Annotated in this window: 10 protein-coding genes; 7 read left to right on the top strand and 3 right to left on the bottom strand. The window is 63.5% G+C overall.

Annotated features, from left to right (window positions below):
* The first annotated feature begins 218 nt into the window (after positions 1-218).
* Complete coding sequence (locus I6F35_RS24375) at positions 219-1,712, top strand: FAD-linked oxidase C-terminal domain-containing protein (protein ID WP_225120194.1); 1,494 nt, start codon at positions 219-221, stop codon at positions 1,710-1,712.
* A gap of 294 nt (positions 1,713-2,006) precedes the next feature.
* Here I6F35_RS24375 and I6F35_RS24370 read toward each other — a convergent pair whose 3' ends face one another.
* Entirely contained in the window at positions 2,007-2,342 is a 336-nt protein-coding gene (locus I6F35_RS24370; RefSeq protein ID WP_225120193.1) for a putative quinol monooxygenase, read from the bottom strand.
* Positions 2,343-2,622: 280 nt separating this feature from the next.
* Here I6F35_RS24370 and I6F35_RS24365 point away from each other — a divergent pair, with 280 nt between their 5' ends.
* The 4 genes from I6F35_RS24365 (at position 2,623) to I6F35_RS24350 (ending at position 7,206) form a co-directional block, all read left to right on the top strand.
* On the top strand, positions 2,623-3,861 hold the full coding sequence (locus I6F35_RS24365) for an FAD-binding protein (protein ID WP_225120192.1): 1,239 nt from the start codon (positions 2,623-2,625) through the stop codon (positions 3,859-3,861).
* Entirely contained in the window at positions 3,858-5,171 is a 1,314-nt protein-coding gene (gene glcF, locus I6F35_RS24360) for a glycolate oxidase subunit GlcF (RefSeq protein WP_225120191.1), read from the top strand. Before I6F35_RS24365 ends, glcF begins: the two co-directional genes overlap by 4 nt.
* A 212-nt stretch (positions 5,172-5,383) precedes the next feature.
* Positions 5,384-5,761: a histone gene (locus I6F35_RS24355; RefSeq protein ID WP_225120190.1), complete on the top strand. Its 378-nt coding sequence runs from the start codon at positions 5,384-5,386 to the stop codon at positions 5,759-5,761.
* A 395-nt stretch (positions 5,762-6,156) separates the two neighbouring features.
* Entirely contained in the window at positions 6,157-7,206 is a 1,050-nt protein-coding gene (locus I6F35_RS24350; RefSeq protein ID WP_225120189.1) for a TorF family putative porin, read from the top strand.
* Between the two features lie 247 nt (positions 7,207-7,453).
* On the opposite strand, the gene I6F35_RS24345 is transcribed toward I6F35_RS24350, so the two are convergent.
* Positions 7,454-9,199, bottom strand: a complete 1,746-nt coding sequence (locus I6F35_RS24345) for an ABC transporter ATP-binding protein/permease (protein WP_225120188.1) — start codon at positions 9,197-9,199, stop codon at positions 7,454-7,456.
* A 290-nt stretch (positions 9,200-9,489) separates the two neighbouring features.
* Here I6F35_RS24345 and I6F35_RS24340 point away from each other — a divergent pair, with 290 nt between their 5' ends.
* Both I6F35_RS24340 and I6F35_RS24335 read left to right on the top strand, forming a co-directional pair.
* Positions 9,490-11,154: an L-lactate permease gene (locus tag I6F35_RS24340; RefSeq protein ID WP_225120187.1), complete on the top strand. Its 1,665-nt coding sequence runs from the start codon at positions 9,490-9,492 to the stop codon at positions 11,152-11,154.
* A gap of 221 nt (positions 11,155-11,375) precedes the next feature.
* Complete coding sequence (locus I6F35_RS24335) at positions 11,376-11,786, top strand: META domain-containing protein (protein WP_225120186.1); 411 nt, start codon at positions 11,376-11,378, stop codon at positions 11,784-11,786.
* Positions 11,787-11,898: 112 nt separating this feature from the next.
* Here I6F35_RS24335 and I6F35_RS24330 read toward each other — a convergent pair whose 3' ends face one another.
* Positions 11,899-13,098: a hypothetical protein gene (locus I6F35_RS24330; protein ID WP_225120185.1), complete on the bottom strand. Its 1,200-nt coding sequence runs from the start codon at positions 13,096-13,098 to the stop codon at positions 11,899-11,901.
* Positions 13,099-13,521 lie beyond the last annotated feature (423 nt).

Below are 13,521 nucleotides of genomic sequence, written 5' to 3'. Positions count from 1 at the left end.
TTGTTTCTTCCCTGGTAGGTGGGCGGGTCGCCTTGTGGCAGGCCCGTCTCCGTTGGACAAGTGACGAAACTTTGACAGGGTTTGCGGTGGCACGCTTGTCCGAGAGCGAACTTGACTTGCCGGAGCAACCGGACTTTCCGCCGGCCTTCCCATTTGAGCCTGGAAATGCTTGATTTTCCCGGACAAATCGATAAAGCGCAACGTTTGGAGGGATCCGCATGGCCATCATGATGCCGGCCGCCGATCAGGCGGTTCTCAGCCGCCGCGGGGAGATCGTTGCTGCATTGCGGGCGATCGTGCCGGGCGAGGGCGTGATCGACAGCGCAGCCGAGATGCTGGCCTACGAATCCGACGGCCTCACGGCCTATCGCCAGCCGCCGATGGTTGTGGTGTTGCCCGATACCACCGAGCAGGTCTCAAGAGTGCTGAAATACTGCCACGAGCAGGGCATCAAGGTGGTGCCGCGTGGCTCCGGCACGTCGCTGTCCGGCGGCGCGTTGCCGCTCGCCGACGGCGTGCTGCTGGGCCTGGGCAAGTTCAAGCGCATCCGCGAGATCGATTTCGACAACCGCGTCGTCGTCACCGAGCCCGGCGTCACCAACCTTGCGATCAGCCAGGCGGTGGCGCATGCCGGTTTCTACTATGCGCCCGATCCGTCGTCGCAGATCGCCTGCTCGATCGGCGGCAATATCGCGGAGAATTCCGGCGGCGTGCATTGCCTGAAATACGGCATGACCACCAACAACGTGCTCGGCTGCGAGATCGTGCTGATGAGCGGCGAGGTGCTGCGCATCGGCGGCAAATCGGCGGAGAACGCCGGCTACGACATCATGGGAATCATCACGGGCTCGGAGGGCCTGCTTGGCGTCATCACCGAAATCACCGTGCGCATCCTGCAGAAGCCGGAGACCGCGCGCGCGCTGATGGTCGGCTTCGCCGAGGTCGAGGCGGCCGGCGAATGCGTCGCGCGGATCATCGGTGCCGGCATCATCCCCGGCGGTATGGAGATGATGGACAAGCCCGCGATCCACGCCGCCGAAGCCTTCGTCCATGCCGGCTATCCGCTGGACGTCGAGGCGCTCCTGATCATCGAGCTCGACGGCCCGAGCATCGAGGTCGATGAGCTGATCACGCGGGTGGAGACCATCGCAAAGGGCTGCGGCTCGGTGACCCTGCAGATTTCCAATTCGGAAGCCGAGCGCAACCTGTTCTGGGCCGGCCGCAAGGCCGCGTTCCCGGCGGTGGGGCGGATCTCGCCCGACTATCTCTGCATGGACGGCACCATCCCGCGCGGCGCGCTGCCGAAGGCCTTGGCGCGTATCCGCGAGCTCTCGGAAAAATACCAGCTCGGCGTCGCCAACGTGTTTCATGCCGGCGACGGTAATCTCCACCCGCTCATTCTCTATGACGCCAACAAGCCCGGCGAGATGGAGCGGGCCGAAGCCTTTGGCGCCGACATCCTGCGCTGCTGCGTCGAGCTCGGCGGCGTGCTCACCGGCGAGCATGGCGTCGGCATCGAGAAGCGGGACCTGATGCCGGAAATGTTTTCCGAGGTCGATCTCAACCAGCAGCAGCGGCTGAAATGCGCTTTCGATCCGCAAGGCCTGCTCAATCCCGGAAAGGTGTTTCCGACCCTGCACCGCTGCGCCGAACTCGGCCGCGTGCACGTGCACGGCGGCAAGCTGGCATTTCCCGATATTCCGCGGTTCTAGAGCGTTTTCGAGCGAAGTGGATATCGGTTCGCGTGAAGAAAACGCGTCAAAACAAGAATCTAGAGCTTCGGTTCTGATTCAATCAGAACCGAAAAAGCTCTAGCCCGTCATTCCTTCCCTTCTCACCTTGTCGTGGGAGAAGGTGGCGCGAAGCGCCGGATCAGGGGTTGCCTCCACCGGCGATGGTGCTGGTGGAAACAACCCCTCACCCAAGTGGGTCCGGTGCCGGCAGCGGAGCTGCCCTCTCCCACAAGGGGCGAGGGCGCAACGAACGGGCACTTTTACAAGCGACAATCACAGCAGCGCGTATTGCACGCGTTCGCGCTTTGCCAGCAGCGGCAGGGCTTCGCCAGCGATATAGGTCTTGAAATGGGCGCTCTCCTGATGCGCCTTGAAGGCGGCTTCGTCGCGGAACAGTTCGTAGAACAGGAACTGCGCCGGATTATCCTTGGCGCGCGAGATCAGGAACAGCTTTGCACCGGGCTCGCGCTGCGCTTCGGGCAGGAAGCGCGACAGGATATCGGCAATCCGGTCGGCCTGGCCTTCCTTCGCCTCCCATTGCGCGACCACCAGCAAGCCGCCATCGCCGACGGCTTCGTTCACGGTCTTGTCGATTGCATATTGACCCATGGCCATTGCTCCTTTGATTGAGGTTGCGCGGAAGCTGCTTCCTACATCCGTGGCCACCGATGATAATTCGATATCGGACGAATGATGATCGAAGTCATTTCGATGTTGTTCGAAGTGTGCCAGCGAGGAGCGGCGCCACGATCGCGGGCCGAATCGATCGCGGGCGGGGTGTAGCGAAACCTCCATCGTCCGGCACGGTGCCCTTGTCTCCGGCATTGATGCCTATAGAAGGGGTTGCGGGACAACAAGGCGGCGGCGGTGGAAAGGCAGGGCGGTAGGCGTGGATATCCGGAAGGTACGAGATGCTCAAGACGTCGAGCAGGTGGTGCGGGCGGCGATCGCCGGCGAGCAGCCGCTTGAGATCATCGGTCATGGTTCCAGGCGGGGAATCGGCCATCCGATGGCGACCAACGCGGTGCTCGATCTCTCCGCGCTGCACGCGGTCGTCTCCTATGAGCCGAACGAACTGATCATCACCGTGCAGGCCGGCGCCCCGCTTGCCGACGTCCAGTCGCTGATCGATGCCAAGAATCAGCAATTCGCCTTCGAGCCGGTCGATACCTCGGTGCTGCTCGGCACCAAGGGCAGCGGCACCATCGGCGGCATGATCGGGGCGGGGCTCGCCGGGCCGCGCCGGATCAAGTCCGGCGGCGTCCGCGACCATCTGCTCGGCGCCCATGCCGTCTCCGGCTTCGGTGACAGCTTCAAGACTGGCGGCAAGGTCGTGAAGAACGTCACCGGCTATGATCTCTGTAAATTGCTCAGCGGTTCCTGGGGCACGCTCGCGGTCATGACGGAGGCGACGCTGAAGGTGATGCCGAAGCCTGAGGCCGAACGCACGCTTATCCTGCGCGGTCTCGACGACGTCACCGCCAATGCCGCGATGACCGCGGCGCTCGGCTCGCCTTTCGATGTCTCCGGTGCGGCCCATCTGCCCAGTTCGGCGTTCCGGCCGACAGATGCTGCGCTCGCTCCTCTGGCGGCGTCGGAACAGGCCGTCACGCTGCTGCGGCTCGAGGGGATTGCGGCATCCGCCGCGCACCGTGCCGCCAGTCTCGCCAAGGCGCTCGCTTCCTACGGACCGGTCGAGACCATCGAGGATGCCGCCTCCCTCTCGATCTGGAGTGCGTTGCGGGACGTCGCGCCGTTCGCGGCCAACGGCGCGCTCGGCGCCTGGCCGGTGTGGCGGATCGTCTGTCCGCCGGCGTCCGGCGGCGCGCTGGGACAGTCACTGGCGCGGGCGACCGGCGGCGACGTGATCTACGATTGGGGCGGCGGGTTGATCTGGGCGGCGGTGCCACCCAAGGCGGATGCGCAGGCCGCGCAGGTCAGGAGCCGCGTTGGAGCCGCCGGCGGCCACGCCACCCTGATCCGCGCATCCGAGGAGGTGCGGCGTACCGTCGACGTGTTCCATCCGCAGCCGCGCGGGCTCGCCGATCTCAGCGAACGCGTGCGCCAGAGCTTTGACCCTAGGAACATCCTCAACCGCGGCCGGCTGACGCGGGGGACTGCATCATGAAGACCGAATTCTCACTCGCCCAGCTCGCTGACCCTGACATCGCCGAGGCCGACAAGATCCTGCGTGCCTGCGTCCATTGCGGCTTCTGCACCGCGACCTGTCCGACCTATGTGCTGCTCGGCGACGAGCTCGACAGCCCGCGCGGCCGCATCTACCTGATCAAGGAGATGCTGGAAAAGGACAAGCCGCCGACGGCGGAGGTGGTCAAACATATCGACCGCTGCCTCTCTTGCCTCGCTTGCATGACCACCTGTCCCTCCGGCGTGCATTACATGCACCTCGTCGACCAGGCGCGGGTCAGGATCGAGCAGGATTATCAGAGGCCGTTCGCCGAGTGGCTCTTGCGGTCCGTGCTGGGCTTCGTGCTGCCCCGACCCGGCGTCTTCCGCACCAGCATGGTGCTGGCCCGGTTGGCCCGGCCGTTCGCGACGCTATTGCCGACGCCCAAGGCCGAGGCCACCCCAGGTCTGGTCCGGCGAATCAAGGCAATGCTGGCGCTGGCGCCATCCAGCCTGCCGCCCCCAGGCTCACCGGCGGGAAGCGTGTTCCCGGCGGTGGGGAGACGGCGGGGACGGATCGCACTGCTGCAGGGGTGTGCTCAGCAGGTGCTGGCTCCGCGCATCAACAAGGCAGCCATCAATGTGCTGACCCGCCATGGCATCGAGGTGGTGCTGGTCAAGGACGAGCAATGCTGCGGCGCCTTGACCCATCACCTCGGGCAGGATGGCGATGCGCTCGCCCGCGCGCGCGCGAACGTCACGGCATGGCAGAAGGAGGCGGAACAGCGCGGCCTCGACGCCATTCTGGTAACCACGTCAGGCTGCGGCACCGTGATCAAGGACTACGGTTTCCTGCTGCGCGAGGACCGCGAATTCGCAGCTCCTGCCGCGAAGGTCTCCGCACTCGCAAAGGACATCACCGAGTATCTGGCCGGCATCGAACTTGATCCGCCGCGCCTCAAAGACGAGGTCACCATCGCCTATCACTCAGCTTGTTCGCTGCAGCACGGGCAGAAAATCACAGGCCTTCCGAAAGAATTGCTTTCCAAGAATGGATTCGTGGTGAAAGATGTGCCGGAGAGCCATTTGTGTTGCGGTTCGGCGGGGACCTACAACATTCTCCAGCCCGACATTGCGATGAGGTTGCGCGATCGGAAGCTCGCCAACCTCGCGACAATCAAGCCGGACATGATTGCTGCGGGCAATATTGGCTGCATGGTTCAGATTGCCGGCGGTACATCAGTTCCTGTGGTGCACACGATTGAGCTTCTCGATTGGGCGACAGGAGGTCCTCGGCCAGGGGTGAATTGATCGATTGCCTATCGAGCATGAACCGGACCCGGGGGCCGTGTTGGGGCGACGCGGGTCACGGTTTTCTCCACGACAGGCGCAGGCGTTTGCGCGGAGTCATGCACGACAAAGGACGGGGCGGGAGATGCTTCGAACAAGCACGATCCCGATCCGGGCAAGCGGACTATTCGAAGCGCTCGACAGACTGAATCAGCGGCAACAGGAGGATCACGATGGCTAAGGCGAAGAAGGGTAAGAAGGGGAAAAAGGCCAAGAAGGTTAAGAAGGCGGTAGCGGCGAAGAAGAAGTCTGCGAAGAAGGTCGCCAAGAAGACCGCGAAGAAATCTGCGAAAAAGGCTGCCAAGAAGACCGCGAAGAAATCCGCGAAGAAGTCGGCAAAGAAGGCCGCGAAGACAGCCGCCAAGAAGGCGGCGCCAAAGAAGACCGCCAAGAAGAGCGCGGCAAAGAAGGCTGCTGCTCCCAAGCCGGCGGCCCCGGTCGCTGCCCCCACTCCCGCGCCGGAACCCGAACTCGGTCCGAGCTGGGCAACCCCTAGCCCCAGCGCTTCGGAGAGGACGGAAGGCTCGGAGGACTCCTCCAGTCCGTCCTGACGCGACCAGGCAAACCTGACCCGAGAGCCGCAGCGTTCGCCGCTGCGGCTCTTTTCGTTTTGCGGGTGCGCGGATCGGGGCGCGGTATGGATGATTCGGCGGAGCGCAGGCCCGGACCGTTGCAGCGGGGGAGGACTCAGTCGTCACGTGTGAGAGGTGCGGATGCCCTTCACAAGGTGCGGAAGTCGGTAAAGTTGTTGTGAGATTGCAACACCCGCCAACAACCTCACCGAAACAAGGCAGAACGCCTAAAAAGTCGGCACATGCTCGTCTTTTTTGCTTCAACATGGAGGGCATGGCGTTCCAGATTGCCTGCGGATTTTGGTCGCAGTCGGTGATCGCTCGCCCCGGGGGGCCGGAAGAGCTGGACTGTATTGAACGTGTGGGGATCCTTCATGAAGAAACTGGCTTTGTTAGCAACGGCGCTGGCAATGTTCTCTAGCTCGGCAATGGCTGCCGACATGGCCGTCAAGGCCCTCAAGGCGCCGCCGCCGCCCCCATTCGAACCCTGGGATTTCGCCTTCGGCGCTGCGCTGATGAGCGACTACGTGTTCCGCGGCATCACACAGTCGAACCACAAGCCCTCGGTCGCCGCCTATTTCGAGCCGCGCTACAACGTCACCAAGGACCTGCAGCTCTACATCGGCGCCGCCGGCGAGAGCATCTCCTTCCCGAACCGCGCAGCGGCCGAAATCGACATCTACGGCGGTATCCGTCCGACCTTCGGCATCTTCGCCTTCGACTTCGGTGTCTGGGGCTACCTGTATCCGGGCGGCTCGTGCTTCAATGCCGCCGCGCTCCCGGGCTCCGGCATTCCGGGTTCGGATGCGAGCTGCGCCGCCAGCCCGTTCGGCAACTCCGATCCGATCACGCTCGGCCTGCCGATCAACGGCAACTTTGCCAAGAAGAGCGCGAGCTTCTATGAGGGCTACGCCAAGCTCAACATCAACATCAATGACCAGTGGACGGTCGGTTTCAACGAGTACTACTCGCCGAACTTCCTGAACCTCGGCGCCTGGGGCAACTACGCGTCGATCACCGCGAAGTGGACTGCGCCCTCGACCATCTTCGGTTCGACCGGCATCGGCATGTACGTCTCGGGTGAGTTCGGTCGGCAGTGGCTCGGCACCTCCGACTCCTTCTATGGCACCACCATTCCCAGCCCGCTTGGCGGCGGACCGTACCCCGGTGGTATCCCGGAGCCGAGCTACAACACCTGGAACATCGGTGTCGGCTTCACCTACAAGGTGTTCACGCTGGACCTGCGCTACACCGACACCAGCCTCTCGAAGGGTGATTGCAACGCCTTCACCAGCGATTACACCGCCCGCTTCGACGGCAGCTTCACGCCGATCAACCCGGGTGGCTTCAGCTCCAACTGGTGCGGTGCGACGGGTATCGCCAAGCTCTCGGCTGACCTGACCGCGATCTCGAACCTGAAGTAAGTTCCACGCGCGTGGATCAAGGGGCGGCGGAGCGATCCGCCGCCCTTCGTTTTTCGTAGCGGTCGCGGCGCCGGCGCGAAGCCGTCTCAACCTCCCTTCAAAAGGGGAGGTTGGTTTGCGCTGGAAGCGCAAAGCGGGTGGGGATCAGGTCTCTCCACGCGAGACAGTGTGACTCGCGGCAGACCCCCATCCCAACCTTCGCCCTTGCAGGGAGAAGGGGTGCAGCGGTGCAAGTGGCAATCCCGCTTTAAGACGGCGCGGCGGCGTTGGCGGCTTCACGCAACGCAAACCGGTCGCCGTCGCGGACCAGCGCGATATTGCGCTGGTGGAATTCCTCCAGCGTCGAGCGGTGGCCGATCGAGACAATCGTGGTGGCCGGCAATTGCTCCATCAGCAAACGATAGAGCGCGGCTTCCGAGGGCTCGTCGAGCGAGGCGGTCGCCTCATCGAGGAACAAATAGTCGGGCGCATGCAGGAGAGCCCGCGCCAGCCCCAGGCGCTGCTGCTCGCCGAGCGACAACATCCTGTTCCAGTGCCCCTCTTCCTCGAGCCGCGATGCAAGCTGCGGCAGGCCGATCTGGGCGAGCACTTCCCTGACCCTGTCGGCGCTGAACTTTTCGGCTTCGGCCGGATAGACGATCGCCGCGTGCAGCGAGCCGATCGGGAAATAGGGCTTTTGCGGCAGCATCATCAAGGATGCCTGCTCGGGAATGACGATCGAGCCGCTGCCGAACGGCCAGATGCCGGCAACCGCCCGGAACAGCGTCGACTTGCCCGCACCAGACGGACCGGTGACCAGCGTGCGTTCGCCGGGACGAAGCTTGAGATCGGTCGCCGAAACCAGCGGGGCGCCGTTGGGCAATTCCACGAGAAGCTGCTGCAGATCGATCGCATCGCTTGCCGCGGGCGCCGCCCTGACCGCGGTGGGATCAGCAGCGATCCTTTCCGCCTCTGCGATAGATCGTTCGAAGCCATCGAGGCGGGCAACCACCGCGCGCCATTCCGCCAAGGTGCGATAGACCGATATGAAGAACGACAACGCATCCTGCACCTTACCGAATGCTTCCAGCGTTTGTATTACGGTTCCAAGCTGTATCTTGCTGGCGAAATAGGCCGGGGCCGTGAGAATGATGGGAAACACCACGGCGGTCTGCGAGTAGCTCTGCGTGAACGCAGTCAGCCGCTTGGTCCGGCTCATGATGCCGTACCAGTTGGAGACCACGCGACTAAAGCGCGTCGACAGCTGCTCACGTTCGGCGCGATCGCCCTTGAGCAGTGCGATCTGTTCGGAGTTCTCGCGAACCCGCACCAGGTTGAAACGGAAATCGGCCTCCAGTCGCTGCTGATCGAAGTCCAGGCGCACCAGCGGCGAGCCGATCCACTGCGTCAAGGCCGTGCCGAAGATGGCGTAGACCAGGGCGCCCCACACCAGATAGCCGGGGAACGACAGGTCACTGCCGAACAGATGCAACGGCGCCGCCGCCGACAGACCCCAGAGAATCACGACGAAAGACGCCAGCGTCACGACCGAGCTCAACAGCCCGATGCCGAGTCCCAGAGTCTGGCTGACGAACATCTTGACGTCGTCGCTGATGCGCTGGTCGGGGTTATCGGCGGCATCGCCCTGAAGCTGCATGCGGTAGTGGTTGGCGTCATGCAGCCATTCGCCGAGATATTTGCTCGTCATCCAGCGGCGCCAGCGGATCTGGAGCCACTGGTTGAGATAGAGCTGATAGATCGACAGTCCGGTGAGGACCGTTGCGAGCACGCAGAACACGATGAGCTCGCGGACGAAGGCGTCCCAATTGTGGTCCTGCAGCGCATTATAGAAACGATTGCGCCACTGGTTCAGCAGCACGTCGTTGGCGACCAGCGCCAGCTCGATTGCGATGACCGCGGCAAGCAGGCCGCGGCCGGCCCATTTGTCTTCCGAGTTGAAATAGGGCGCCGCGATGCGCCACACCGTCGTGAGCGTCGAACGAATGTTGTTCACAGATTAGCGTCTCCGGAGGGCCATCTACAAAGGCTTGAAAAATCGGGACAATCAGGGAACGTCTAGACTAAAGTCGTAGGTTCCGCGGTCAGCGTCCACTTGTCGCAGCATGAGAGTCAACCCTAGCATGCCGCCGCGACGCGGGGCGGGGGACTTTCTGATTTCGCGAGGTTGTGAGCGTTTCGGCCGTGCCGACTCGCGCAGGCCTTTTTCGCACGACATCATCTTGATCGCGCCGGCTTCACGCCCTCGCAGGCGCCGACAGCCAGCGTTGGGGAGGAACAACAAAAATGTGGAATCAAATCTACAACCCGCTCGGCAACGCCGCGCTCTCGACCATCGCAGCCGCGGTTCCCGTGGTCACGCTGCTGGTGCTGATCGCCAGCGGCAGGGTGAAGGCGCATGTCGCCGCCATCATCGCGGTGATCGTGACCAACCTGATCACGATCTTCGTCTTCACCATGCCTGCGAACATGTCGATCCGCGCCACGCTGCTCGGCGTGGTGACCGGCTTCTTCCCGATCGGCTGGATCGTGCTGAACGTCATCTTCCTCTACCAGATCACGGTGGCGACCGGGAAGTTCGAGCTCTTGAAGCGCGCGGTCGGCGGTGTCACCGAGGATCGCCGCTTGCAACTGCTCTTGATCGCGTTCGCCTTCGGCGCGTTCTTCGAGGGCGCCTCCGGCTTCGGCACGCCGGTCGCGATCACCGGCGCGGTCCTGATTGGCCTCGGCTTCTCGCCGCTCGCGGCTTCCGGCCTGTCGCTGATCGCCAACACCGCGCCGGTCGCCTATGGCGCGCTGGGCACGCCGATCCAGGGCCTTGCCTCGGTCACCGGTCTGGACCCTTACGTGCTCGGCGCGATGGTCGGCCGACAACTGCCGCTGTTCTCGCTCATCGTGCCGTTCTGGGTGGTGTGGGCGTTCGCCGGCTGGCGGGGCATGAAGGAGGTCTGGCCGGCGATCCTGGTCACCGGCGTTTCCTTTGCGGTCCCGCAATTCGTGATCTCGAACTACATCAATCCGTGGATCGTCGACATCGGCGCCTCGCTGATCTCGATGGGCTGCCTGATCCTGTTCCTGCGCGTCTGGCAACCGCGGCAACTCTGGCTGTCGCCGGCGCTGCGCAACCACGATGAATCGGCCGCCACCATGGCGACGCCGAAGGCGCTGGACAAGACGCCGCTCACGCAAGGTGAATTTTGGAGCGCGCTTCTGCCGTGGATCATCGTCTGCATCCTGATGCTGATCTGGGGCAACGGCGCGTTCAAGGCCTGGGCGAATGCCAACTTCGTCTGGAACTATCCGATCCCCGAGCTCGACAAGATGATCAACAAGATGCCGCCGGTCGCCGCCAAGCCGACGCCGGAAGGCGCTGTGTTCGGCTTCACCTGGCTGTCGTTCACCGGCACGGGCATGCTGATCGCGGCGATCATCTCGGGTCTGCTGATGGGCTTCTCGCCGCTGCGGCTGATCACCGAATATGGCCGCACCATCCGCCTTTGCGCGATCTCGCTGATCACGATCTCGGCGATGCTCGCGATCGGCACGCTGACGCGGCTCTCCGGCGTCGACGCCACGCTCGGGCTCGCCTTCGCCGCAACCGGCGTGCTCTATCCCTTCTTCGGCACGCTGCTCGGCTGGTTGGGCGTGGCGCTGACCGGATCGGACACCGCCTCCAACGTGCTGTTCGGCAACCTGCAGAGGATCACCTCGGAGCAGTTGGGTCTCTCGCCGATCCTCATGGCCGCCGCCAATTCCTCCGGCGGCGTCATGGGCAAGATGATCGACGCGCAATCGATCGTGGTCGCCTCCACCGCCACCAACTGGTACGGCCATGAAGGCTCGATCCTGCGCTACGTGTTCCTGCACTCGATCGTGCTGGCCTGCCTCGTCGGCCTGTTCGTAACCCTGCAGGCCTATGTCTACCCGTTCACCGAGATGGTGCTGAAGTAGCGCTCTCTCTCCTTGCACCGTGTCGTAGCCCGGGTGAAGCGCCAGCGTAACCCGGGTCCGCTCGTAGATATTGACGCAGACGTCCCGGGTTGCGCGTTCCGCTCCACCCGGGCTACGACGCACCTCCGTCGTGAATGCAGATCGTTCTGATCTCATCAGGCCCCGCGACGTATTCGCACGTGTCCAGTGAAAGGGCGCGTTGGTGATCTCAGAGAGGATTCATGGTTCCACGGAATTGCACGAGAACGGCCCTCGTCCTTGCGCTACTCGCGGCCACGGTGATGGCGACCGAGGCTCATGCGCAGGAAGAGTTTCCCTTTGGCTTCGAGATGACGCTCGATGCCGCGCGGATGCCCGGCTCCAAGCGCATCCCCTCGCTCGACATCGGCGACAATGGAGAGGTGGTGATCGAACTCTGGTGCAAGGGCGGCAGGGGCCAGTTCTCGGTCGCCGGCAACACCATCATCTTCGTTCCCGGCGCGATGGAAGCGCGCAATTGCCCGCCTGACCGCGCTCAGGCCGACGACGACCTGCTCGCCGCATTGGCCGATGTCGCCACCTGGCGCCGCCAGGGCGATGCCATCACGCTCACGGGGTCGAAGACTTTGCGCTTTCGATTGAACACGAACTAATTTAGCGGCCGCGTAGCCCGGGTGGAGCGCAGCGCAACCCGGGACATCTGCTTCCACATCTGCACGCGATCCCCGGGTTGCGCTGCGCTTCACCCGGACTACGGGCGCTGCCTTACTTCCACGCCGATTTGTCGGCGTCCCAGCGCTGGGCCTTGAACTCCCTCGCAAGCGCCTCGATCGAGCCGTTGTCGTCCTGCGGCTCGCCGCCTTCCTCGTCGCCAACGGAGTCTTCCGAGAGGTTCAGCTTGGGGCCCGACCCTTCGTCGGCGGTCGTGACCACCGGGCTCGAAACCCACAGCATCAGTCGGTCCGACGTGCCGGGCTTGTCCGAGGACACCAGCGCCGAGATTTCGATGGTCTCGGTGAGGCCGAGCGCGGGATAGACTTGGCTTGGACGCTTGAACATCAGCTTCAACTTGCCGGTATTGGCGTTCCAGGATGCCGATGACGGCTTTGCTGCCAGCGTCTTGCTCAGCACGCCCGATATTGCGGATGCGATCTTGTCCTTGTTGATCTTGTCGCCGGTGAGCCACTCGGCGGCGGCGAAGCGGATGGTGCGATCCATCTCGACGCTGCCCGTGGTCCAGCCGGCCGCGACCACGCCCGGCATCGCCTTGGCCTTGGCGACGAAGGCCGCAGCCTGTTCCGGATCGACGGTAAGGTTGATGGTCTGCTCGCCGGCGCGCAGCGCATCGCAGGTGATGCCGAGGCTCGAGAGACCGACCTCGACCACCTGGCCCTTGAGGCTCTTCAGGAAGTCCAGCGCCGCGTCGAGCTTGACGCGCACGCCGACCGATTCGGGAGAGACTTCAGTGAAATCCTTCGGGGCCGGCGTGATGCCGTCATCGGTGGTCTGGCTCTCCTGAAATTCGTGCTCCGAGAGGTCGGTATTGTCGGAGGAGGCCACTTCGGTCACCGCTTGGCCGATCGTGATCTGGCCGCGAAATTCGAAGCTGTCGCCGGTCGGCTTGCGCACGAGCTTCACTGTGATGGGCGATTTGTCATTCAGGCTCTGCGTCGTGCCGCTCAGGTTCTGGCCGTTGACCGCGAGATTGACGACGAAGCGGTCCTTGCGGTCGGAACCTTTTTCCGTGGGATAGCAGACGTCGAGCACCGCCGCGGTGACGTTCTTGCCCTGGCGGGTTTCCTTCAATACCGCGTCGGCATTGCCCTCCATCAAGCCGTCGATCGAGGTGAAATAGCGCGTCTCGGTCGCGCCCGGCGCCGTCTTGGACGGCAGCTTCATCTGGGCCAGAGCGAGATCCGACGAGGCCGTGATGAGGCCCAACAGGCAGCAGAGCAGGGCGCGCATATAAGGATCCCCTTGAGGAACAGAATCGCCAACGCCGTAACTAGCAAACCTTTCGTGAAAAAGAAGGCCGCTTCAGAGATGTAACCCAAAAATGCACGGCCGACCTTCAGGACGGGGTGCCGGCAGGGCAACCCGGGTCAATGGGCTATGCGGATCGGAGCGCCCGCAGTTGCAGAGGGTTCTTCAGCTAGCCGGATGAGGAATGCGCCGGGATGGCAGTAGCATTTGCTCGCTTCCGCTTCAGGCGACGCACGACCGGAATTCCGCCACTCGTCGACTGCTGCGGCAGTACGGCGCGACGCCGACGCCAGACGTCCGTTTCATTCTTTAGCTTGGCGGCCCAACCGGCTTCGATGCCGTTATCTTGTCAGCCACATCCGAGACCGGCATGCATCCTCCAGCAATCAGTCAAACATAACAGCC

Source organism: Bradyrhizobium sp. BRP22 (assembly GCF_020194175.1).
GTDB lineage: Bacteria > Pseudomonadota > Alphaproteobacteria > Rhizobiales > Xanthobacteraceae > Bradyrhizobium.
The sequence above is the reverse complement of the archived record's forward strand: the minus strand, read 5'-3'. Positions and strand labels throughout refer to the sequence as shown.